The organism is Streptomyces sp. NPDC050743 (genome assembly GCF_044456925.1).
Classification (GTDB): Bacteria; Actinomycetota; Actinomycetes; order Streptomycetales; family Streptomycetaceae; genus Streptomyces.
Window position 1 is genome coordinate 1 of record NZ_JBITGJ010000021.1, and the last position, 23849, is coordinate 23849.

Consider the following 23849-nt stretch of genomic DNA (forward strand, 5'->3'; position numbering starts at 1 on the left):
TACTCATGTTGCTCTTGCTACTCACTACCTGTGACTGCTTCCTCCGGGACCATCCGTCCCAGTATCAAGCTGTCCGGCCGGCAGGGGGAACCTCAGTGGGCTGCAACGCCTGGGCCTTGACGTCGTTGCGAGAGACGGAGCACCAGCGGTCGGGGTCGGTGGGGTCGTGCGACACGATCGACGTCACTGCGGTGGCCCGTGCCGATTGCGGGTGCTTGCCTGAGCCGATGCCGGCTGCGGCGCGGGCCTTGGAAGCCGGGGCGAGGGCGGGAGACAACTGGGCTTCGGCCGTGGGTGGCGTGGGGGTGACCTGCTGGCTGAGCCTGGTGCCGGTGCTTGCGGCGGTGGAGGTCACCGTCAGGGGCGTGGCGGTTTTCAGCATGCCTGGAGCCGGCGTCGTGTGCTGTGAAGCGGGCTCGGTCTGTGTGAAGCCCTTGCCGGCATTCTTGATCCGGTCGATGCCCGCACGTAGCCCCGGTGCGAGAACAGGGTCGACGGCGAGCCGGCCCAGGCTGGAGACGTCTGTGTTCACCGGGGCGTTGAGCCGGGTGATGCCGCTGCCTGAGGTGTGAGTGTCACCCGTGGGATGCCCGACGAGGAACACGCTGGAGGAGCCGCCTCGTGCCAGGTCGAGGTCACCGAGCTTGCCACTGGCGATGACGGAGGTCTTGCCCTTCGCGCTCCACACCCGGGCGCGGGCGCGCTTGGCGCCGTTGTGTTCGACGAAGGCGACGTCACCGCTGTTGACGGGGTGGATGTCGAACGGGACGCCACCGGCCGTGAGCAGGTCCTTGACCCTGCCCTTGTGGTCGAGGTGAATCAGATGGCGGCTGAGCGCGCCGATCACACCGTCCTTGACGGGTACGGCGCTGGTGACTTCCCCCTTGGTGGCCGACGCGCTCAGCGTTTTGCCGGCGGTGTCGACGGTCATGACACGGGTCCGAGTGGCGGCCGGGTCGTTCATGTCACGGAAGGCGGTGAACGCGGCCGTGTGGGTCTGCGGGTTGCAGGAGGGGTCGAAGTAGGCGAGTGTCCCGGTGAACGGCAGCTTCGTCACGTCACCGGTGCTGGTGTTGATGATCGCCGTGAACGCACCGCCCTGCATCAGGTCCGGTTTGTTCGTGAACGACCGGGGCGCGTACACAGCAGCCACATGGTCGCGGTCCATCACGCACGTGTTGCCGATCCACGAATCCGCCGGCATGCCCGGCTCGGACAAGGCCGCGGCAGTCTTCCACTGGTACGCGTCGGCTTCGTCCGCGACAAGAATCTTGAACGATGTGGCGTCAGCCACGCCAGTGACCACCCGGTCCGTGGATGTCTTCCACCCGTCACCCAGTCTCTTGTCCGGATCGGCCACCCGTCCTGCAGGCGACGGAGCGGGGCTTGTGGCAGGGCTGTGACCGCCTGGAGAGGCAGGGACTGCCGTGGCCGGGACGGCTTGCAGCAGGCCGCCCGTCAGCGCCGTACACGCCGCAAGGACGGCCAAAGATATGGATGATCGTCTTCTGGATCTCAAAGAAGTTCCCCGAATTTCTCGTGTGATGGGATGTCCCGTGCCCTGGTCTGCGGGCACGTTTTGACTGGACCATGGGCGCGCAAGGGCGAATCACAGGGCGGTAGCTTGAGGTCCGCGGGCCGGTCACAGAAACCGCCTTGCCCCGGGCGGGGCAAGGCGGTCGACTCAGGAGGCCGACAACGGGCCCTCTTGCTGGTTGCCGGCCTTGGCGAGAACGGTGCCCGGGTTGTGGATCACTCTGAGGTGCTGACGTTGGCGACGCGTACCTCGGAGGGTGTGCCATCGGCCGAGGGACGTGGCTTCTCGAACGGTGTGCTGATCGTTCCCTGCACGGACACGCCGGGCCCGATACGCCTGGTCACGGTCTGGGTGGTCCCGTTCTCGAAGTCGAACACCACCGTGTAAGTGACCGCGTGCCCCTCGTCGTTGTGGATTGCGTAGTCGGCGCTGAACACCTGCTTGCCGTGCTCGTACCGGACGCCGGAGTCCGTGATCTTCACCGACTCCGGCGAGCCGGTGTCCGGTTGGGTGCCGGCATTCATGCGGTGCGCGAGCCAGGCTGCTGCCCCGAAGACGACGGCGGCAGCCACGATCCAGCCAACGACAGTTCTCCTGGCCACCACCATGTCTCCTCTGATATCTGACGGCAGGACGGCTCAGCGTGCCGTGCTGACGCTTGCCAGGACGGCACGTGCTTTCTTGAGCAGCCGGGCATCGCGGGTCTTCGCAGCGTCCAGCTGCTGTTTGTGCGACGTGATCTGCTTGTTCTGGTAGGCGGTTTCCGCCGTGTACCAGGTGGACACCAGCCCGGTGGTGCTCTTGCAGGCGACGTCGTCGGTGGCCATCGATACTTCTGCCTTCTCAGGCTGAATCCCGGTCCTGCCGGGCTGGGCGAACCGGCCCTCGGCGTCGTCCAGGCTCTTCACCTGGTGTCCGTGGTCTGCCATGCAGGAGGACCAGGACGCGACGGCGCGTTGTACCACGGGCTGGGAGCGGGTGGCCTTGAGGGACTGCCCGGCGAGGTCTCCGGCAGTGTCGGTGGGAAACAGCACGCCCACCTTCTGGTTGGCCTCGGGGATGCAGGTCTCGTTCATCGCCTCGTCCCAGCCTTCGGCCGAGGACTCCTGGTCTTCGCGCGCGAGTTCAGCATCCTGGTCCGCCTGGCTCGGCCCGCCGGTGTCCTGGGCCACCGCGAACCCGTGGGCTGCGGCCTTCGCGGGGTCGGTGATGCCGTAGCGGCGTTCCATGTTCATCTCGTTGTAGGAGGCCGCCGGCTGCGTGCCCATCAGTTTGGGCGTGTAGGAGAACCCGAGTCGTTTCATGCACGCGGACTTGACGACGTCCTTGGCGTTCTCGATGTCCACCATGTCGGGATAGCCGAGCATGTACTTCTCCAGCGGAAGCCGCATGCCTTTGGCCAGTCCGGAGGCCACGTCCTGCTTGGGCCAGCTGGCGCGGACCTTCGCATCCGGCAGGTGCATCGCCACCGTCTTGATCTTCTGCTGGCTTCCAGCACTCTTGTCGGTGGCCGAGTTGGCGCCGCAGGCCGCCGTGAGGGCGAGGACCGCGCCGGTGACGGCGAGCACGAGGGGTCGGGTCTGTCGCATCAGGCATACCTCTTGTGAGAACCGTTGTGGTTCTTGATACCGGAGCCCAGGTTTCGGGCGTAGCCGTCGGCCTTGGGATACCACTGGGTCTCCCCGCTGTAGCCGTCCTCGGAATACACCGAGTACGCGGCATAGGGGTCCTGGTTCCACGCGGACGCGGCATTGCTTTCCACGCCCTGCCCGTCGCCGTCCCCCTTGTAGTGACCGCACGGGTAAGGCATCCCGCCGTACGCGTCGGAGGGAAAGTCCTCGAAGACGAACCGGACGACGATCGCGCCCCCGTTCACTGTGTAACCGAACTCACTGGAGCGATCACGGCGGGTCGCGAAGCAGGCGCTGTCCGACTGAGTCGTGGTCTCCGACCGCGAGTTGAAGTGGATCCGGAAACAGTGGTTCGGATGGCTCCTGTCACTGGACGTGCAGTCGTTGTGCACGTATGAGGTCCCGGCGTAGGCGGGCACTGCGGTGAGAAGGCCGGCAGCCAGGGCTGCGGCGGTGGCAGCCGTAGCGGCGGCGGATTTGGTGAAACGCAAAGAGCTTCCCCCTGCTGGAGCGAACGCATCGGGGAGGCGGATCAGTACATAGACGCGCCCCCGACGCGCAGCGACAAGCCGACGGGCGGATGTTTGGTCTGGTCCATTCGCCCACGGCCCGGCCACTCTCGCGCAGCATGTTCATGCCGGTCAAGGGACGAGAACAGGAGCTATGTCGGCCCGGTGTGAAAGCAACTCCGGCAGCGACAGCCATCCGGAATGCGTTGATCAAGTGCGCAACCCAGGAGGTATCTGTGTGACTCCTGTGAAGCGGAGGGGGGTTCGAGGGGACCGCTGGTGCTGCCAGGGGTGGCCGGATTCAGCCCTTCCTCCCCAATATCCGAGCGAAGCGAGAGACAGGAGTCAGGCTGTGGGCGTCGAGGCCGAGTACGACCCGGCACCCGCCTGCCAAGCACAGGTGTGCATGGGGGACGGAAGGTGGGGGGCGAGGTACGGGATCCACAACCTCCAGACGCGGAAGCGCTGCTCGTTCGCCCCCGGATCGGCGAGCAGGACGGCCAGGAGGCTCGCGAGTACGGTGAGATTGCGCCAGTGGCGGGGCTGCCTCTCCGGGCTTGATTCATCCGTTCTTTCCCGCTGCCTTACCCGGCATGGCCTCTGCCGGCTCGACCGCAGCCTCACCCGATGCTCTCCACCCGCGCGGCGCATGTTCCCTCCCTGGCTCACTCATGCCAAAGACGCGCGACCACCCAGATTGGCTACACGGCTCATCTGCTGCGTCTCCGTCCGCACCCGGCTGCCAGTACGCCCGCCGGCCGATCGGACCGCAGGCGCAGTTCCATGGCGGACCAGGGCCCATCGTCGGCGGTCATCGGCTCTGCCTCCGTCCCCTTCCACAAGAAGCTCGCCTTGGCCTACAAGCCGGGATCGAATCGCCTCAGAGCCGCTCGGATGCCACGGATCTTAGAAATGCCTGATGACCTGTCGGGTAAGCCAGCTTCTACTCAGCATCAGGGTCGTACGGTTCCTCGCGCGTGCGCCTGGTCGGCGGCTTCACGACAGCTCACTGGCGCAGAAATGCGCAGGTGAGAAGGCTAGTCACAGTAACGCGCGATTTTCCTCAAGGTCTTCGAGTCGAAGACATGCCGGTGTACAGTGAAGACCGCCCTTGACCTGCACAAAGCAGGCAGGGAGCCGTCTTCCAGGAGTCCAAAGTGCTGCGTACTCTGTTCAAGTCCAAGATCCACCGCGCCACCGTCACCCAGGCCGACCTGCACTACGTGGGATCGGTGACCATCGACGCCGATCTGCTCGACGCCGCGGACCTGCTGCCGGGCGAGCTCGTGCACATCGTCGACATCACCAACGGCGCCCGGCTGGAGACGTACGTCATCGAGGGCGAGCGCGGGTCCGGGGTGATCGGGATCAACGGGGCGGCCGCCCATCTCGTGCATCCCGGAGACCTGGTGATCATCATCAGCTACGCCCAGGTCACCGATGCCGAGGCGCGGGAGCTGAAGCCGCGGGTCGTGCATGTCGACGCGGGCAACCGGATCGTCTCGCTCGGCGCCGACCCGTCCGAGCCGGTGCCCGGCTCGGACCAGCGGCGCAGCCCGCAGGCAGTCAGGGCCTGACCGCGGCTCCGGGCGGGCCGCCGCTCGTCCTGTCGGGTGAGTGGCCGCTCGGGGGTCGGGTAGGTGGGGGAGTAGTCCAGAGGCGACGTTCAGCGACTGCCCGGAGGACGCCATGACGAATCCGCTTTTCGGCCCGGTCCCCCCGGGGCCGACACCGGGTCCGGGTCCCACCACACCGGACCCCTACCCGAGCCCCGTCCCCCCGCCCGAGCCGGGCCCCCAGCCGACACCCCCGCCGGGCCCCGAGCCCACACCTCCCCCACCGGGCCCGCAGCCCACACCACCCCCACCAGGACCGGACCCGACTCCGCCTCCGGCGCCGCCGGCCCCCGGCCCCCCGGAACCCTCACCGTCCCCCATCCCGCCGGGCCCGGAGCCGGTACCGAACCCCGAGCCCGGTCCGCCACTGACGTGAAGAACCCTGCGCGCAGCGCCGGTTCTTCAGGGGCGGGGCCGCATCGATGTGCGGCTCCGCCGCGCGGGCGCGTCCAGCCACGACGCACCCGCACCCGGCGGCCGCGAGTTCCCCGAAGCCTCTTAGGCGGACACCTCCGACCGATCCCCACCCCACAACGTGTGGAACGAACCCTCCCGGTCCACCCGCCGGTACGTGTGCGCCCCGAAGAAGTCCCGCTGCCCCTGGGTCAAAGCCGCCGGCAGGCGCCGCGCCCGCAGCGCGTCGTAGTACGCCAGCGCCGCCGCGAACCCCGGCGTCGGAACACCCTGCCGCGTCGCGGCGATCAGCACCTCACGCCAGTCGTCCTGGGCGTCGGCGATCTCGCGCGCGAACGTCTCGTCCGACAGCAGGCTCGGCAGATCGGCGCGGGCGTCGTACGCGGCGCGGATCCGGTCCAGGAACGCGGCCCGGATGATGCAGCCGCCCCGCCAGATCGAGGCCACCGCTCCCAGGTCGATGTCCCAGCCGTACTCCTCGCTGCCCGCGGCGATCTCGTGGAAGCCCTGCGTGTACGACACGATCTTGGACGCGTACAGCGCCTGCTCCACCCGGTCCGCGAAGGCGGCCGCCTCCTCCTTGCCCAGCGGCACCGCCTGCGGGCCGGCCAGCCCCTGCGAGGCCTCGCGGAGCTTCGCGTGACCCGACAGCGAGCGCGCGAAGACGGCCTCGGCGATGCCGGAAACCGGCACGCCCAGGTCCAGCGCGATCTGGACGGTCCAGCGGCCGGTGCCCTTCTGCTCGGCCTGGTCCACCACCACGTCCACGAACGGCTTGCCCGTCGCCCCGTCCACGTGCGACAGCACCTCCGCCGTGATCTCGATCAGGTACGAGTCGAGACGGCCGGTGTTCCACGTGCGGAAGATCTCCGCGATCTCGGCGGGGGAGTACCCGGCGACATCGCGCAGCAGCTGGTACGCCTCGCCGATCAGCTGCATGTCGGCGTACTCGATGCCGTTGTGGACCATCTTCACGAAGTGCCCGGCGCCGTCGGGGCCGCAGTGCGTCACGCAGGGCGCGCCGTCCTTCGCCTTCGCGGAGATCTTCTCCAGCATCGGGCCCAGCGACGCGTACGACTCCACCGAGCCGCCCGGCATGATGCTCGGCCCGTGCAGCGCGCCCTCCTCACCGCCGGAGATGCCCGTGCCGACGAAGTGGATGCCGCGCTCGCGCAGCTCCCGCTCCCGGCGCCGGGTGTCCGCGAAGTGCGCGTTGCCGCCGTCGATGATCATGTCGCCGGGTTCGAGGAGCGGCGCGAACTCCTGGATCACGGCGTCCGTCGGCTCGCCCGCCTTCACCATGATCATCAGGCGGCGCGGGCGCTCCAGCGCCGCCACGAACTCCTCGGCGGTCTCGGCCCCGATGAAGTCACCCTCGTCCCCGAACTCCTCCACCAGCGCCTTCATTCGCGACGACGTGCGGTTGTGCACCGCGACCGTGTAGCCGTTGCGGGCGAAGTTCCGGGCGAGGTTGCGGCCCATGACCGCGAGGCCCGTGACACCGATCTGCGCTGAAGTGCTCATGCCGCCTGCTCCCTAGCTGCCTCGTGACTACGGCTCCGTCAGTACGGGTCCTCGCCCATCCTTACGTGCCGCCAGGGCGAGCGCACATCCGACCCGCCATGCCTTTGTACGCGCGCACGGCGCCCTCGACCTCAGTCTCCGGCGATCCGGGTCAAGCAGGAGCCGTTCCCGGCCACTTGGGCGGTGCGCGAGGCCGGTTTTCCGTCTTGTCATGGCCTGTTCGCGGCGCTTACTTTTGCCCCCTCCTGACGCATGCCGAGGGGAATTCGGACATGGCCGTACGCGGCCGGCATCGCCGGTACCAGCCGAACAGGATCAACCGCGCCTCACTCACCGTCACGGCGGGCGGCGCCGGCCTCGCGATCCCGCTGGTCGCCGCCGGCACGGCCGACGCGGTCGACGCCTCCACCTGGAACAAGGTCGCCGCCTGCGAGTCCAGCGGAAACTGGAGCATCAACACGGGCAACGGCTACTACGGCGGGCTGCAGTTCACCCGGTCCACCTGGGAGGCGTACGGCGGCACCCGGTACGCCCCGCGCGCCGACCTCGCGACCCGGGACGAGCAGATCGCCGTCGCCGAGAAGGTCCTCGACGGACAAGGCCCGGGCGCCTGGCCGGTGTGCTCGGTGCGGGCCGGGCTGACACGGGGTGACGCCGACCCCGGAGCGCACACGGACAGCGCCGCGACCCGGCCCGTGCACGCCGCGCAGAAGAGCTCCGTACGGGACGTACGGCCGCAGACCACCCCGCAGTCGCGCGCGGGCCGGGCCGAGATGTACACGGTGGTGCACGGCGACACCCTCTCCGGGATCGCCGATGAGCACCACGTCCGCGGCGGCTGGCACGCGCTCTACGCCGGCAACCGCCGGACGATCGGAGCCGATCCCGACCTGATCCTGCCGGGCCAGCGGCTCAGCCTGCGCGGCACGGCCGCCACCGGCACCAAGCCCGCGAAGGAGAAGGAGGGTTCGCAGCACAGGGCCGCACCGCATCGGACCAAGAGCCCCAAGAGCACCGGCCGTACGCTCGTCCCTCCGGTCGACGCGCCCATCGGCACCGGCTACCGCGTGGCGGGCTCGCACTGGTCGAAGGGCTACCACACCGGCATCGACTTCCTCGTGCCGACCGGCACCTCCGTCAAGGCCGCAGAGGCCGGGCAGGTGGTGGCCGCGGGCTGGGGCGGCTCGTACGGCTACCAGGTGGTGATCCGGCACGCCGACGGCCACTACACCCAGTACGGCCACCTGTCGGCCATCGCGGTGCGGATCGGGCAGAACGTGACCACGGGCCAGCGCATCGGCCGTTCCGGGGCCACCGGGAACGTCACCGGCCCGCACCTGCACTTCGAGGTGCGGACCGGACCCGGCTTCGGTTCGGACATCGACCCGCTCGCCTATCTGCGGGCCGGCGGCGTCAGGATCTGACGCACGTACCCCGCCCGTCCAGGACCGGCAGCGGTACCCCGACGCCCGCGGGCAGCGTGAGGTACGACGCGGGGAGCGAGCGCAGGTCCGGCGGTTCGCCGCCGGCGCCGGCCCCGCAGGCGCCCGGATCCGGAAGGACGCCGCCGCCCGGACCCGGAACCAGGCCCCCGCCCGGGCCCGGCACGAGCACGTTCCGCAGCACCGGCGCGGCGGACCTGCCGTCGGTCTCGGGAAGCCCGGCCCGCCCCGGCTCGGCCCCGGTGCCCCAGCGCTGCTGGGGCACGCCGCGGAACGCTTCCACGGCCGGGACCGGTTCGGGGCCGCCGTCCGGCAGGGCCGGCGTGCCGGCGCGCCCGATCCGCCCGGTCGTCAGCATGATCAGGCCGCCCGCCGCCACCACCCCGCAGCTCATGGCGAGAGCGGCGCCGGTGGCACCGTAGCGGAACGTCTCGCCGAACATCAGGATGCCGACGGCGGCCGCCAGCACCGGATTGACCACGGTGAGCGTGGCCAGCGGCGCGGCGAGCCCGCCGCCCCGGTAGGAGGCCTGGGACAGCAGGACGCCGGCGACCGCGAACAGGGCGATCACCGCGAGGGAGGACAGGTCGTCCAGGTCGATGCCGTGCGTCCAGTCGACGGCGACGGTCTTGGTGAACACCGACGACATGCCGAACGCCGTGCCGGAGGCGGTGGCGAGCAGCACACTGCGCACCGCCGGGTGCCGGTGCGCGGCCCGGCCCGCGCACATCAGCGCCACGACCGCGCCGCCGGTGACCAGTGCCACCGCCACCCGCTGGGCCGGGTCGAGGGAGTGGCCGTCGGAGGAACCGACCAGGGCCAGCAGACCGGCCAGACCGGCGGTGGTCATGACCGCGCCGCGCCAGGCGGTCGCCCCGGCCCCGCGGCCGACGCACAGCGCCGCCAGAGGCAGGGCGAAGACGATGGTCAGCGCGCCGAGCGGCTGGACCAGGCTGAGCGGCCCGTAGGCCAGCGCCACGACGTGCAGGACACCGCCGAGGCCGTTGAGGGCCAGCGACCCCCACCAGCCGGGCCGGCGCAGCGGCAGGTACGCGCTGCCGGGCGAGGACACCGCCACCTGCTCCTGCACGATCGCGCCGGCCGCGTAGGCGAGGGCGGACGCGAACGACAGGAGCACGGACAGCGCGAGGGCGCTCATCTGCGTCTCCTCTGGGGGCGGCGGGGGCTCTGGGCCCGGCGCGACGTACGGTCGGCTTGCATGGCCAACACTCTGCCCGGCCGTGCTCTTCCCGTCGTCGTCCCTGAGCACGCAATGGCTCCTACTGCCGATGGAGTACACCAGCCGCGCGATCATCCTCGCGGCGGGTGACGGGAGGCGGAGACCCCGTACGGGACCGGTGAACTCACCTGGTAGGTGTACTCGTCGTGGACCTCGACCCCGCTCTCGCCGCCCTCCGCCCGCTCGGCGGCTTCTTCGTCCTGCGTACGGTCCCGGGCCCGGCCGGCGCCACCGGCGGACCGGGTCCCGGGCCGCTGCCGACCCTCGCCGAGACCTACGAACGGGTGACGTCGGACGCGTTGGCGGTGCGGGTGGCCGTGGTCGCGGACCGGCTCCGCACCCGCGAGCCACGCGTGGCCGCCTCCATCGCCCAACAGGGCCTGGCCGCCCGGCTCTGGTCGGTCGCCCTCGGCTGTGCCGTCCGGTACGGCCGGCTGCCCGACCTCGATCCGCGACTGCTGCGCTGGGACCCGCTGGCCGCCGCCCCCGACGACCTGTACCTGACCGAACTGCGCCCGCTGCCCGGCGACGCCGCCGGCCTGGCCGCCGCCGTGCTGCACGGACACCTCGAACCCCTGGCGGAGGCCCTGAGCGCCGGCCACGGCAGCGCGCCCGGACTGCTGTGGGGCAACGCGGGCTCCGCGCTCGCCGGGGCGGCCCGCGAACTGGACCGCTGGGCCCACGCGCACGGCCGTACCGAGCCGGCCGACCGGGCCCGCGCCCTGACGGACGAACTCCTCGCCCACCCCCTGCTCCGCACCACCGGCACCCGCACCGGCACCGCCTTCCGCCGCCGCAGCTGCTGCCTGTACTACCGCGTGCCCGGCGGCGGAGTCTGCGGCGACTGCTGCTTCACCCGGCCGCCGCGCTCTTCCCCAGGAGCCGCTTCTGGGTGACCATGAAGGGAACCTGCCGCCGATGCCAGGGGGTTGTCCGGTGCGAGTGGGACTGCTGACCCGGGAGTACCCCCCGGACGTGTACGGCGGCGCCGGTGTCCATGTCGAGTTCCTCGCCCGGGAGTTGACCTCCCTGGTGGACCTGGAGGTGCACTGCTGGGGCGAGGGCCGCTCAGTCGGCGTCGTACGCCACCGCCCCTGGTCCGCGCTCGACGGCGCCAACGACGCGCTGCGCACCTTCTCCGTGGACCTGTCCATCGCCGCCGCCCTCGAAGGCCGCGAACTCGTCCACTCCCACACCTGGTACGCAAACCTCGCCGGCCACTTCGCCAAGCTCCTGCACGGCGTCCCACACGTGGTCACCGCCCACTCGCTGGAGCCGCTGCGGCCCTGGAAGGCCGAGCAACTGGGCGGCGGATACGCGCTCTCGGGCTGGGCCGAACGCACCGCGATCGAGGCCGCCGACGCCGTGATCGCCGTGTCCGGCGCCATGCGCGAGGACATCCTCGCCTGCTACCCGGCGCTCGATCCGGCCACCGTGCACATCGTGCACAACGGCATCGACACCCACCTCTACCGGCCCGACCACGGCACCGACGCCCTCAGCCGGCACGGCATCGACCCCGCCCGCCCGTACGTCCTGTTCGTCGGCCGGATCACCCGCCAGAAGGGCGTGCCCCATCTGCTGCGCGCCGTACGGGACATCGACCCGGGCGTCCAGGTCGTGCTGTGCGCGGGCGCCCCCGACACCCCGGAGATCGACCGGGAGTTCCGGGAGCTGTTCGAGGAGCTGAGCCGGGTCCGCGCGGGCGTGTTCTGGATCCCGCAGATGCTGCCGCGCCCCGAGGTGATCCAACTCCTCACCCGCGCGGCCGTGTTCGTCTGCCCCTCGGTGTACGAACCCCTCGGCATCGTCAACCTGGAGGCGATGGCCTGCGGCACCCCGGTCGTGGCCTCCCGGGTCGGCGGGATCCCCGAGGTCGTGGACGACGGCCGCACGGGCCTCCTGGTCGACGTGGACGACGAGTTCGAGGCGGGCCTCACCCGGGCGCTGGACACCGTGCTCGGCGATCCGGAGGCGGCCCGGCGGCTGGGGGAGGCCGGACGGGAGCGCGCGGTGGGGGAGTTCGGCTGGGACGCGGTGGCCCGGCGCACGGCCGCGCTGTACGAGAAGATCCTCAAGCAGGCTTAGCCACGCCTGCTCGGGGCAGCCATGGTTCAACCAGGGTGAGGGGAGCGGCCATGCGTCGTGGAGGGCCTTCCGTACTCGGCATCGTACTGGCGGGCGGCGAGGGAAAGCGTCTGATGCCGCTGACCGCCGACCGCGCCAAACCAGCCGTCACCTTCGGCGGCACCTACCGCCTCGTCGACTTCGTCCTGTCCAACCTCGTCAACGCCGACGTACTGCGGATCTGCGTGCTGACCCAGTACAAGTCGCACTCGCTGGACCGGCACATCACCACCACCTGGCGGATGTCCAGCCTGCTGGGCAACTACGTCACACCCGTCCCGGCCCAGCAGCGCCTCGGCCCGCGCTGGTACCTGGGCAGCGCCGACGCGATCCTGCAGTCGCTGAACCTGATCCACGACGAACAGCCCGAGTACGTGGCCGTGTTCGGCGCAGACCACGTGTACCGCATGGATCCGCGGCAGATGCTCGCCCAGCACATCGAGGGCGGCGCCGGGGTGACGGTGGCCGGCATCCGGGTGCCGCGCGCGGAGTCCTCGTCCTTCGGGGTGATCACGCCGGGGCGGGACGGCCAGGTCGTCGAGCGCTTCCTGGAGAAGCCCGCCGATCCGCCGGGCCTGCGGGACGACCCGGAGACCGTCTTCGCCTCGATGGGCAACTACATCTTCACCACCAAGGCGCTGATCGAGGCGCTGCACCGGGACGCGGAGGACGAGCAGTCGGTGCACGACATGGGCGGCTCGATCCTGCCCCAGCTCACCGCGCGCGGCGAGGCCCAGCTGTACGACTTCGCCGAGAACCACGTGCCCGGCGAGACCACCCGCGACCAGGGCTACTGGCGGGACGTGGGCACCCTGGACGCCTACTACGAGGCGCACATGGACCTCATCGCCGAGCGGCCCGCGTTCAACCTCTACAACCGCCAGTGGCCCATCTACACGCACTCGGGCCAGCTCTCCCCGGCCCGCTTCAACGCGGGCGGCATCGCGGGGGAGTCCATCATCAGCGCGGGCTGCCTGATCCGCGGTCAGGTCACCCGGTCCGTCCTCTCCCCGGGCGTACGGGTCGACCCGGGCGCGGTGGTCCAGGGCTCGGTGCTGCACGACAACGTGCGCATCGGCCGGGGCGCGGTGGTGCGCGGCGCCGTCCTGGACAAGAACGTCGAGGTCCCGCCCGGCGCGACCATCGGCGTCAACCCGGAGCGGGACGCGGAGCTGTACACCGTGTCCAAGGGCGGGGTGATCGCCCTGGGCAAGGGGCAGCGGGTGCCCTAAGAGCCATCACGTAGTGCGGGCCGGGGCCTGCTGACCCGCGAGGGGTGCTTCGTTTACTGGATGTCGATCTTGAGGTTGTGGAGTGCGGCGACGCCAGCGACGGCGTGGTTGACCGCCTCACCCCGACGCCTGCATTGGCGGAGGATCTGGTGGTCTTTGAGCCGGGCGATGGTGTGTTCTGCGACGGCCCGGCGTTTGCGGAACCAGCGGTAGGTGCGGTCTTTGATGAGGCGACCGTCGAGGCCTCGGCGTGGCGTGCGAATGCGGTCGCAGCCTCGGTAGCCGCCGTCACCGGACAGGCGGGGATGGTCGGGGAGTGTTTTCGCGAGGGTTTTGCGGAAGACGACGATGTCGTTGCGGTTGCCCGGCCGGGCTTCCGCGGCGGCGACGACCCGCCTGTCGCGGGCACGGCAGACGATCCGTACGTTCACGCTGCGCCGGTAGTTCTTGCTCTTCGCTGTCCGCCTTTGGTCATGGACGGGGATCAGGGTGCCGTCGACGACCCACAGCTCCCGCCGGTCAGCAGGTGGTGGTCCGAGGAGCTCGGCGAGCGGTGCGGCGAGCCGAGTCATGACCCGGTGGGCGGCTGCGTGGGAGACGTCGAAGAGGGAGCCGAGCTGCTGCATGGTGAGGTTGGTCCGATAGGCCAGAGCCATCAACGGGACGTGGTCGGCGAACGGCAGTGACCAGGGCCGGCCCCTGCGGGTGTCGGGTGCGAGTTCCCACAGCTGCCTGACGAGGTGCTGCATTTGCGGCCCGGTCAAACCGGTCCAGGCGCGTAGGTCGTCGGAGGTGCGGTGGGCGAGACGCAGGCGTATGAAGGCCATCGTAGAGACGGAAGTCCTGTCGTGGCGCGGGGCGTTGTCAGTGGGGTCTTGTAGCTTTGGCGTTGGTTGCCGCGCTGGTCGAAATGCGGACAGGTGACAGCGTCCGACATGAGGCAAAGAAGAAGGTGGAGCATCGGTGACCACGGAACTGCGTGACACCGCGGCCTCCTCCTCCGATGCTGCTCCTGCTCGCCGATACCGGGGAAAGAACAAGGGGAAGCGCTGGACGCGAGGCGCTGACATCGAGCTTGCGGTGATCCGTCTGCCGCTCGATGTCCACGACCCCGGCACCCGGCACCGGACCGAGGGTCTGTTCTCGGCGATGTGGTCCGTCAAACGCGCACTGCAGCGTGACGCGCGGGACGCCGTCGACGCGTACTGGGCTGGCGATGTCCGCCGCGAGACGGACGCGAAAGCCTGGCGGCTGGAGCTGGGTCTGTCCCGGGAAGGGATGGAACGCCGCGCGTACCGGCACATGGAAAACTCGAGGCACCTCGCTCATCACGTCACCGAAGCACTGGTGATGCACCAGGCAGACGAGGTCTTCGAGAGTTCCGTGAGCCGGCATCTGTTCCCGGACTCTTCGGGCCGTCGGCACGGCCGGCCCCGCGTGGGCCGGTGGTGGGACTACACCCGCATCCCAGGCCGCGCCCGCTCCCACACCACTGTCCGCAAGTGGGAAACATTCCGGCTGCACGGCACACTCGCCGGGCACCTGGACGCCTACCGGAACCGCAGCCTCGACCATACGGTCACTACCCCGGAGCTGGCTGCCGCGCTTCCTGCAGGGATCGGGGTCCTCGAGCAGGCACGGCACCTGCCTGCTCCTATGCCCCCTACAGGACGCGTTCAGACGGGCGAGGTGACGGCGAGGAACACGCCGAAGACGCGGGCCGCGACGTGGTGGGACTACGCCGGACCTCTGGCCGTCGTGTTCACCGGCGGCGCCGATTCACGTCGTGGTGACCTGGTCCTGCCCGTCCGCCTGCCCTCGGGTTCGGGCCGCTGGCCGCGCCTGGTGCACTTCCTGACCAATCCCGATACCTGGCACAAGATCGACCTCGTGCGCCGCCGCGATACCTCAGCGCCGGGCGGGTGGGCGTACGAAGCCCACCTGATGGTCCTGACCGGCGGCTACGCGTCCCCCGCCACGAAAGCCCGGCGCGCGGCGGCGGCCGCACTCGAGCGGGTCGGTGGCATCGACGGCAACGTCTCCAACCTCTCGATCGTTTCTTTCCCAAACACCTTCGACCCCGCCGACGGCGATGTAGAGGCAACTCGAATAGAGCCCAGCGACGCGGAGCTTGCCGCGCTGGCGAAAGCCCGCCGCAAGTGCCGCGGCCGAAAGCGTGCCCTCGACCGCTCCCGCCGAGCGTCCAACTCCGGCCAGTACCGGCCGTCGAAACGCCAACAAGCCCGGGCCGAACGGCGCCAGGCCGCGGGCCTGCCCGCACGGACCGTCGAAACGCCCGGCTGGGCGAGGGCAGCGAACAAGGGCGGGGTGCCCAAGCAGGCCTACCGCCGGGACAGCCTGTCGGCCGGCTATCGGCTCAACCGGGCTCGGCTCGCCGAAGCCGCCGCCACCGCCGCCGCCGCGGCCAAAGACCACCGCGCCAGGCGGATAGCCGAGGAGATCATCACAGGCCACGGCGCGAACCTCGTCGTCGAGGACTGCGACATCCGCACCTGGTACCGCAGGTGGGGCAAAGCACTGCAGGCCACCACGCCCGGACGGCTCATAACTGCCATCGGACGGGAGTGTGAGAAGACCGGCGGGCGGATGCTCCGGGCCTCCACCTTCACCACCAAACTGTCCCAGAGGTGCTTCTGCGGCGAGAAGGTCGTGAAAACCCTCGCCGACCGCATCCATATCTGCACCGCCTGCGGGCTGACCGGCGACAGGGACAAGGTCTCCGGCGCCCTCTGCGCCCACGTCCACCTCACCGACCCCGACAATCCCAGCACCGCACGCCTGGACACCGTCCAGGCGCGGCATACACAGATTCTGTTCCATGAAGGGCTGCAAGAAGCCCTGTCGAGTCAACCGCAGCGCGGTGCCCGCCCCACCCGGGGCCGCACCCACGCGGCAGCCCACAAGCCGGATGCTTCCGGCCGCGGGCCTCTGCTCGACAAAACACCACCATCCAGTACCGGACTTACCCCGAATGAGACCCGACCCGCGAACAAGCGGCACAAGGCCCACGTCGGAACAGCCAGCTGCACGGAGCCGACACGCCGCCCAGGCACGCCGGCCCCGTACAGGCACCGGGTGGGCATCACCTCATTACGTGATGGCTCTTAGGGATAGGGTCCGCGGCATGCGATGCGTCATATGCGGTTCCGACCGGCTGAGTCCGGTCGGTGAGCTCTCCTCGGGGGAGAGGCGGTTCGAGCGGCTGCGGCTGAGGTTCCGCCGGCCGGGATTGCTCAAGCCCCGGCCGGAGTTCGAGGCCTCCCTCGGGCGTGCCTGCCGCGACTGCGGAGCCCTGTTCCCCTTCCTCACGGAGTACGACCGGCGGGAACTGGACGCGGTGGCCGAGGACCTGATCGAGGTCGAGGACGCCGTCCCCGCACCACACCCCTGGGACCCGCCCGGCAGCCCGGGTTAGGGCCGGGCGCGTGTCAGACGCTCCCGCGCGTGTTCCGGCCCGCCACCCGCGCCGACCTGACCGCCTTCTCGCTCTGCTCGCCGACGAGGAGAAGGTCGTTGACCCGGCGGCCATCGCGGTGCCGGAGGCCTACGAGCGCGCCTTCGCGGCGATCGAGCAGGACCCGTGGAACGAGATGCCGGTCCTCGTCGAGGTCGGGACCGGCACGGTGATGGGCTGTCCGCAGGCGACGTACGTCCCGGGGCTCGGCCAGGGCGGTGCCGAGCGGGTGCTGATAGAGGCGGTGCGGATCCGCGCGGACCGGCGGGGCGGCGGGCTCGGCCGGAGGCTGATGGAGCGGGCCGTGGCACGGCCACGCCGCGAGGCTGCGTGCTCGTTCAGCTCACCGGCGACAAGGCCCGCGCGGACACGCACCGCTTCTGCGCCGTGCTGGGCCTCGCCCGCAGCGGCGAGGGCTTCAGGCTGACGGAGCTCTGACGCCCCGTCACCATGCGGGCCCTGCCGGGCGCGACGCGTTCGGCCCGATCGTCGTATCTTGCCCGGATCTGAGTCGTTCGACCTTCAGGATTCAGACATCGATGTCGAACCTGCGGAGGTCATGCGACATGAGAGGGACCCGGCGCACGCGGCTGTGCCTGGCCGGGGTGATGGCAGCGTCCGCGCTGATCGCCACCCCCGCCGCACGGGCCGCCGAGCGGACCGACGGCCACCTCACCGATCTGGTCAACCCGTTCATCGGGACCCAGGACGAGGGCAACACCTTCCCCGGCGCGGCCGTGCCCTTCGGCATGGTGCAGCTCTCCCCGGACACCGGGCACAACACCGGCTACGACTACACGCAGAAGCGTATCCGCGGTTTCTCCCTGGTCCATCTCTCGGGCGTCGGCTGCCGCATCGGCGGCGATCTGCCCCTGCTGCCCACCACCGGCGACGTCACGCAGACGGACTACGCCCGGTACGCGGCCGGCTTCTCGCACCAGGACGAGACGGCGAGCCCCGGCTACTACCGGGTCGGCCTCTCCTCCGGCGTCCGCGCCGAGCTGACCGCGACCGAGCGCACCGGCGTGCAGCGCTACACCTTCCCCGCCACCGCCAAGGCCAACGTCCTGCTGAACGCGGCCCAGTCCCTGCACAAGGGGGTCTCCAGCAGCGTCGAGATCCTCGACGACCACACCGTGCGCACCGAGATCACCGGGCACGGCTTCTGCCGGGACACCGGCCCCTACACGGTCTACACGATCACCCGGTTCAGCCGGCCCTTCACCGCGTACGGCACCTGGGACGGCGCGACGCTCACCCCGGGCTCCCGCAGCGGGCCCGGCGGCGCCTACGTCCGCTTCGACACCACCAAGGACCGTACGGTCGAGGCGACCACGGCCCTGTCGTACGTCGACGCGCGCGGCGCGGCCGGGAACCTGGCCGCCGAGGGCGGCCGGTCCTTCGACGCCGTGCGCGAGCGGGCCCGCGAGGCGTGGGAGAGGCGGCTCGGCGCCGTCCGCGTACAGGGCGGCAGCCGTACGCTGCGCCGGGCCTTCTACTCCTCGCTGTACCGGTCCTTCCTCGCGCCGAACGTCGGCAGCGACACCGACGGCCGCTACTTCGGCTGGGACCGCCGGGTCCACCGCGCCGAGGGCTTCAGGTACTACCAGAACTGGTCGCTGTGGGACACCTACCGCACCCAGGCCCAGCTCCTCGCGCTCCTCGCGCCGCGCGAGGCCCGGGACATGGCCCGCTCGGTCGTCGCGGTCGACGAGGACGGCGGCTGGCTGCCCAAGTGGGGGTACGGCCCGGTCGAGACGAACATCATGAGCGGCGACCCCGTCACCCCGTTCCTGACCACGGCCTACCACGCGGGGCTGCTCAAGGGCTTCGAGGAGCGGGTCTACCGCGCGCTGAAGAAGAACGCCGACGGCGTCCCCCCGGCCGACTACCCGGGCATCGGCCGGGAGGCCAACGCCGAGTACCTCGCGCACGGCTTCGCCCCGTACGACAAGGACCGGCCGTACGCCAAGATGGGCGACTCCGACTACCACCACGGGGCCTCCGTCACGCTGGAGTACGCCCTCGCCGACGCCATGCTGGCCCAGATGGCGCGCGGCCTCGGCCACGACGCCGATGCCGCCCGCTACGCGGCACGGGCGCAGAACTACCGGCACATCTTCGACCCCGCGACCGGCTTCTTCCGCGCCCGCGACGCCTCCGGTGCCTTCACCGGCTCGGCCGACCCGGCGCGCGGCACCGGCTTCCACGAGGGCACCGCCTGGCAGTACCAGTGGCTCGTGCCGCAGGACGTGCCCGGCATGGTGCGGCTCATCGGCGGCGAGGCCGCGGCCAACGACCGGCTGGACTCCTTCTTCGCCTACGACCGACTGCTGGCCGACCCCGCGAGGACGGCGCGCGAGGTGTGGGTGCACGGCGACGCGTACGCGTACTACAACGCCGACAAGTACAACCCGATGAACGAGCCCGACCTCATCGCCCCCTACACCTACCTGGCCACCGGCCAGCCGTGGAAGACCACCGACGTGGTGCACGCCGCCCTGACCCTCTTCACCGACGGGCCCACCGGCATCACCGGCAACGACGACCTGGGCACGATGTCCGCCTGGAACGTGCTGTCGTCCATCGGGCTGTTCCCGATCCAGCCCGGCTACGACACCTGGGGCCTGTCCACGCCGGTCTTCGACCGTGTCGACCTCACCCTGGACCGCCGGTACTGGCCGAGCGGCCGGCTGGCGATCGCCGCGCCGGGCACCTCGGCCACCGACCGGTACATCCAGACCGTCCGCACCGACGGAACACCGCACGCGCGGACCTATCTGACGACGGGTGCGCTGCGCTCCCTGCGCTCGCTCGCGTTCACGATCGGCCCGCGCCCGTCCGGGTGGGGTACGTCACCCGGGGCGGCGCAGCCCGTCCTGAGGTGATGCACATATCCCTAGGTCCCGCCCCTGTTGCAGCGGCGGGACTTAATCTTCTGTTAACTGAGCGTAGCTTGATCGTACTTGACCGTAATCGGTTGACAGAGGTTGACTGCGCGTGACTGTCAGATCCACCCGTCGTCGACGCGTGAGGCAAGCCCTTGACTTCCGACCTGCTCGCTCCACTCGACCTGGCGTTCTGGAACATCGAGTCCGACCGGCATCCGATGCACCTCGGCGCGCTCGGCGTCTTCGGCGCGCACTCACCCACGGCCGGTGCCCATGCCGCCGACCTGCTCGCCGCCCGCGCCGCCGCCGTACCGGGGCTGCGCCTGCGCATCCGCGACGTGTGGCAGCCGCTCGCCTTTGGCGGCGCCACCCGGGAACCCGACCCGGACTTCGACCCGCTGAACCACGTACGGCTGCACGCCCCGACCGCCGACTTCCACGCGGCCGCCGGCCGGCTCATGGAGCGGCCGCTGGAGCGCGGCCGGCCGCCGTGGGAGGCGCATGTGCTGCCCGGCGAGGACGGGATGTCCTTCGCCGTGCTGTTCAAGTTCCACCACGCCCTCGCCGACGGGCTGCGCGCGCTGAAGCTGGCCGCCGGCGTCCTGGACCCGGTGGACATGCCCGTGCGGGCGCCCCGCGCCATCGAGCCGCCGCGCGGGCTGCTGCCGGACATGCGCAAGCTGCCGGGGCTCGTCCCGGAACTGGTCAAGGGCGCGCTGTCCGACGTGGGCCGGGCCCTGGACATCGGCGCCTCCCTCGCCCGGTCCACCCTCGGCATGCGGCCCACCTCCGCACTCACCTCCGCCCCGAGCGGCACCCGCCGTACCGCCGGGGTGGTCTTCGACATCGACGACGTGCACCGCGTGCGCAAGTCCGTCGGCGGAACCGTCAACGACGTGCTGATCGCCGTCGTCGCCGGGGCCCTGCGCAGCTGGCTGGACGAGCGCGGCGACGGCAGCACGGGGGTGGCGCCCCGCGCGCTCATCCCCGTCTCCCGCCGCCGTCCGCGCACCGCGCACCCACAGGGCAACCGGCTCTCCGGCTATCTGATACGGCTCCCGGTGTACGAGCCGGACCCGCTCGGCCGGCTGGACGCGGTGCGCACCGCGATGGTCCGCAACAAGGACGCGGGGCCGAACCGGGGTGCCGGTGCCGTGGCGCTGCTCGCCGACCACGTCCCGGCCCTCGGGCACCGGCTCGGCGGTCCGCTCGTCGGGCAGGCGGCCCGGCTGTGGTTCGACATCCTGGTCACCAGCGTGCCGCTGCCGGGGCTGGGGCTGCGGCTGGGTGGCCACGAGCTGAAGGAGGTGTATCCGCTGGCGCCGCTCGCGCCGGGGCAGTCGCTGGCGGTGGCCATCTCCACGTATCGCGGCCGCGTGCACTACGGGCTGGTCGCCGATGCGCAGGCCGTGCCGGACCTGGACCGGTTCGCCCACGCGGTGTCGGTCGAGGTGTCGACGCTGCTGGCGGCCTGCGACGCCTGACCACCCCGGCCGGCCTCCGGCCGGGCCAAGGGAACGCACCCGCACCACCCGTGCGGCTTCGGCTGCCGGGTGGTGCGGGTGGTCCCGGCGGGGCGGGTTCGCTGTCGGTGGGTGGGGGTAGTGGGGCCGGGGTGGGCCGGCCTTTGGCCGGGGCGGGGTTGCCATCCGCACGGTCCGTGCGGGTTTCGTTGTTGGGTGCGGGTGGCCCCGTGGGGGTGGGTTCGCTGTCGGCGGGTGCGGGGTTGTGGGGGTGGGGTGGGCCGGTCTTTGGCCGCGGGTGCCGTACGGCCCGTGCAGTCTTCGTTGTCGGGTGCGGGTCGTCCCCGTGGGGCCGATTCTCCGTCGGCGGGTGCGGGGGTGTGGGGGTGGGGTGGGCGGGGGTTCCGATCCGCGCGGCCCGTGAGGGTTTCGTTGCCGGGTGTAGGTGGTCCCGGTGGGGCGGTACGGCCTTCGGCCAGCACCGGGGGTTCCGATCCGAACTTCCCGTGCGGCGTTGGTCGCGAGGTGCGGTGGTCCCCGTGGGGCCCGGTTCTCCGTCGGTGGGTGCGGGGGCGTGGGGGTGCGGTGGGGTGGTCGTCGGCCGGGGCGGGGTCGTGTTCCGCCGAGTGGTGTAGGCGGGCAGCCTTCGCGGCTTCGCAGGTGACGGCAGTGATCGGCCTGGCAGCCGGGCGCCGGGCGAGCCCGTGCCGCCCGACCGGCTCGCACAGCGACGCGGACGGTTCGGCCGCGGAGGTGGTGCGCAGGCCATCCGGAACGGCGTGGTCCGGATGGCTGCACCACTCGGCGGGACACCGTCCGGGGCGGGGGTCCGATCCGCGGCCCGTGCGGGTGGTGCCGGTGGGGCGGATTCGCCGTCCTTGGCCGCGGCCGACCGGGTTCGGGGGGCCGGTGCCGTCGCGTCGTCGCTTCGGTGCTGGTCCGGGTGGGTTTGGCGGGGAGCCGGTTGCTCCGTAAAATTCCCCGTTCGAAAGCGGGCGCGAGTCGGAGCGCTGCGCGGGTGATCAGGGAAGCGGCAGCGCGATGACGGTGACAGAGGACGGTTCCATGGCTTCCATGGCCACGGAGGAAGTGGTCTACGGCCCCGGTATCGACCCGGAGCGGCTGGCCGTCTGCCTCAGCGTGCTGGAGGAACTCGACCAGCTCGAGGTCGACCACCCGGACGCGATCAAGGTCCGCCGGGCCACCTCGCAGATCTACCGTACGGTCAAGCAGCGCCGCCGGCAGGAACGCCGCGCCGCCAAGACCGCACACGACCGCGCCGTCACCGAGGCCACCGCCACCGGCTCCGCCGAGCGCATCGACGACGAGACCGAGGGCATCCTGCCCTCGTCCAAGGTCGACGCGGGCAAGATCGCGGGCATACTCCAGCGCCCCCGCTCCTGCTACATCTGCAAGAGCCGCTACGTCGAGGTCGACTACTTCTACCACCAGCTCTGCCAGAAGTGCGCCGCCGAGAACCGCGCCAAGCGGGACGCCCGCGCCGACCTCACCGGCAAGCGCGCCCTGCTCACCGGCGGCCGCGCCAAGATCGGCATGTACATCGCGCTGCGACTGCTGCGCGACGGTGCGCACACGACCATCACCACGCGCTTCCCCAAGGACGCCATCCGCAGGTTCAAGGCGATGGAGGACTCGGCGGACTGGATCCACCGGCTGGAGGTCGTCGGCATCGATCTGCGCGACCCCGCGCAGGCCGTCGCCCTGGCCGAGCAGGTCGCCGAGGCCGGTCCGCTCGACATCCTGATCAACAACGCGACGCAGACCGTGCGCCGCCTGCCCTCCGCCTACGCGGCCCTGGTCGAGGGCGAGAGCGCCCCGCTGCCCGCCGGTGAACTCCCCGCCCACCACGTCATCGGCGCCTTCAACTCCGGCGCCGTCGACGGCATCGCCGCGCTGCCCGTCGGCACCAGCGGCCTGGACGCCCAGAGGGTCGCCGACCTCGCCCTGGTCGCGGGCCACGCCAGCGTCGCCCGGCACCTCGACGGCACCGCCATCGACGCCGGCGGCCTCGTCCCCGACGTCGTCGACACCAACACCTGGGTGCAGACCATCGACCAGATCTCGCCGGTCGAGCTGCTCGAGACCCAGCTGTGCAACTACACGTCGCCGTTCATCCTGATCAGCGCCCTGCGCCCGGCCATGGCCGACGCGGCGAAGAAGGCGGCGAGCGGACGCGCGTACGTCGTCAACGTTTCGGCGATGGAAGGCGTCTTCAGCCGCGGCTACAAGGGCGCCGGGCATCCGAACACCAACGCCGCGAAGGCGGCCATGAACATGGTGACGCGGACCAGCGCCGAGGAGATGTTCCAGACGGACGGCATCCTGATGACCTCCGTCGACACCGGCTGGATCACCGACGAGCGCCCGCACTACGACAAGCTGCGCCTCGCCGAGGCCGGCTTCCACGCGCCCCTCGACCTGGTCGACGGCGCCGCGCGCGTCTACGACCCGGTCGTGCGCGGCGAGGCGGGCGAGGACCTGTACGGCGTCTTCCTGAAGGACTACGCGCCCGGCAAGTGGTGACCGGTGCCGAATCCGGTGGCCGGCGCGACCGTCCCTGCCCTAGGGTGACGGTCGTGCCGGAGTGCCCGGTGCGCAGGTGACGCGTTCTTCATGGTTGTGATCCAGCAGCAGGCCCCAGCGGGACTGCGGGCCCTTCGGGGCCGACGCGTAGCCGTCCCGATCTCGGGCACGCCGCGCAGGCGTTTGTGACGGCCGGCGGTTCGA

At 70.9% G+C, this 23849-nt stretch carries 18 protein-coding genes; 11 read left to right on the plus strand and 7 right to left on the minus strand.

Annotation, left to right across the window (positions count from 1 at the left end; all coding sequences use genetic code 11):
* Positions 1-64: 64 nt before the first annotated feature.
* The 4 genes from ACIBJF_RS21220 to ACIBJF_RS21235 form a co-directional block, all read right to left on the minus strand.
* Positions 65-1294, minus strand: a complete 1230-nt coding sequence (locus ACIBJF_RS21220) for a hypothetical protein (RefSeq protein WP_399175649.1) — start codon at positions 1292-1294, stop codon at positions 65-67.
* A 458-nt stretch (positions 1295-1752) separates the two neighbouring features.
* A complete protein-coding gene (locus tag ACIBJF_RS21225) occupies positions 1753-2139 on the minus strand; it encodes a hypothetical protein (protein ID WP_228619509.1) in 387 nt (128 codons plus the stop codon).
* A gap of 36 nt (positions 2140-2175) precedes the next feature.
* The gene (locus ACIBJF_RS21230) at positions 2176-3126 is read right to left on the minus strand and encodes a hypothetical protein (protein WP_399175651.1); all 951 of its coding nucleotides are present in this window, start codon (positions 3124-3126) and stop codon (positions 2176-2178) included.
* On the minus strand, positions 3126-3413 hold the full coding sequence (locus ACIBJF_RS21235; protein WP_399175653.1) for a hypothetical protein: 288 nt from the start codon (positions 3411-3413) through the stop codon (positions 3126-3128). Before ACIBJF_RS21235 ends, ACIBJF_RS21230 begins: the two co-directional genes overlap by 1 nt.
* Before the next feature lie 1421 nt (positions 3414-4834).
* Between ACIBJF_RS21235 and panD the strand changes: the two genes are divergently transcribed.
* Positions 4835-5254: an aspartate 1-decarboxylase gene (gene panD / locus ACIBJF_RS21240; protein ID WP_399175655.1), complete on the plus strand. Its 420-nt coding sequence runs from the start codon at positions 4835-4837 to the stop codon at positions 5252-5254.
* A gap of 537 nt (positions 5255-5791) precedes the next feature.
* On the opposite strand, the gene gndA is transcribed toward panD, so the two are convergent.
* Positions 5792-7231, minus strand: a complete 1440-nt coding sequence (gene gndA / locus ACIBJF_RS21245; RefSeq protein WP_399175657.1) for an NADP-dependent phosphogluconate dehydrogenase — start codon at positions 7229-7231, stop codon at positions 5792-5794.
* Positions 7232-7503: 272 nt separating this feature from the next.
* Here gndA and ACIBJF_RS21250 point away from each other — a divergent pair, with 272 nt between their 5' ends.
* The gene (locus ACIBJF_RS21250) at positions 7504-8655 is read left to right on the plus strand and encodes a transglycosylase family protein (protein WP_399175659.1); all 1152 of its coding nucleotides are present in this window, start codon (positions 7504-7506) and stop codon (positions 8653-8655) included.
* On the opposite strand, the gene ACIBJF_RS21255 is transcribed toward ACIBJF_RS21250, so the two are convergent.
* On the minus strand, positions 8645-9832 hold the full coding sequence (locus ACIBJF_RS21255) for a DMT family transporter (protein WP_399175661.1): 1188 nt from the start codon (positions 9830-9832) through the stop codon (positions 8645-8647). The two genes, ACIBJF_RS21250 and ACIBJF_RS21255, sit on opposite strands and share 11 nt — an antisense overlap.
* Positions 9833-10059: 227 nt before the next feature.
* Here ACIBJF_RS21255 and ACIBJF_RS21260 point away from each other — a divergent pair, with 227 nt between their 5' ends.
* From ACIBJF_RS21260 to glgC, 3 genes are read left to right on the plus strand one after another with little or no spacing between them, the layout of a single operon-like run.
* Complete coding sequence (locus ACIBJF_RS21260) at positions 10060-10809, plus strand: (2Fe-2S)-binding protein (RefSeq protein ID WP_399175663.1); 750 nt, start codon at positions 10060-10062, stop codon at positions 10807-10809.
* 40 nt (positions 10810-10849) lie between these two features.
* Complete coding sequence (glgA, locus tag ACIBJF_RS21265) at positions 10850-12001, plus strand: glycogen synthase (RefSeq protein WP_399175666.1); 1152 nt, start codon at positions 10850-10852, stop codon at positions 11999-12001.
* 50 nt (positions 12002-12051) lie between these two features.
* On the plus strand, positions 12052-13272 hold the full coding sequence (glgC, locus tag ACIBJF_RS21270) for a glucose-1-phosphate adenylyltransferase (protein WP_399175667.1): 1221 nt from the start codon (positions 12052-12054) through the stop codon (positions 13270-13272).
* Positions 13273-13325: 53 nt separating this feature from the next.
* On the opposite strand, the gene ACIBJF_RS21275 is transcribed toward glgC, so the two are convergent.
* Positions 13326-14099 carry a transposase gene (locus ACIBJF_RS21275; protein WP_399175669.1) on the minus strand — a complete coding sequence of 258 codons (774 nt, stop codon included), beginning with the start codon at positions 14097-14099 and terminating at the stop codon, positions 13326-13328.
* A gap of 136 nt (positions 14100-14235) precedes the next feature.
* On the opposite strand from ACIBJF_RS21275, the gene ACIBJF_RS21280 reads away from it, so the two are divergent.
* From ACIBJF_RS21280 to ACIBJF_RS21305, 6 genes are all read left to right on the plus strand, one after another.
* Positions 14236-16401: a transposase gene (locus tag ACIBJF_RS21280; protein WP_399175670.1), complete on the plus strand. Its 2166-nt coding sequence runs from the start codon at positions 14236-14238 to the stop codon at positions 16399-16401.
* A 16-nt stretch (positions 16402-16417) separates the two neighbouring features.
* Complete coding sequence (locus ACIBJF_RS21285) at positions 16418-16708, plus strand: hypothetical protein (RefSeq protein ID WP_399175672.1); 291 nt, start codon at positions 16418-16420, stop codon at positions 16706-16708.
* Between the two features lie 10 nt (positions 16709-16718).
* Positions 16719-17174: a GNAT family N-acetyltransferase gene (locus tag ACIBJF_RS21290; protein ID WP_399175674.1), complete on the plus strand. Its 456-nt coding sequence runs from the start codon at positions 16719-16721 to the stop codon at positions 17172-17174.
* A gap of 139 nt (positions 17175-17313) precedes the next feature.
* Positions 17314-19635, plus strand: a complete 2322-nt coding sequence (locus ACIBJF_RS21295) for a GH92 family glycosyl hydrolase (RefSeq protein WP_399175675.1) — start codon at positions 17314-17316, stop codon at positions 19633-19635.
* 155 nt (positions 19636-19790) lie between these two features.
* Positions 19791-21122, plus strand: a complete 1332-nt coding sequence (locus ACIBJF_RS21300; RefSeq protein WP_399175677.1) for a wax ester/triacylglycerol synthase family O-acyltransferase — start codon at positions 19791-19793, stop codon at positions 21120-21122.
* Positions 21123-22142: 1020 nt separating this feature from the next.
* Positions 22143-23645: an SDR family NAD(P)-dependent oxidoreductase gene (locus ACIBJF_RS21305; RefSeq protein ID WP_399175679.1), complete on the plus strand. Its 1503-nt coding sequence runs from the start codon at positions 22143-22145 to the stop codon at positions 23643-23645.
* Positions 23646-23849: the final 204 nt, after the last annotated feature.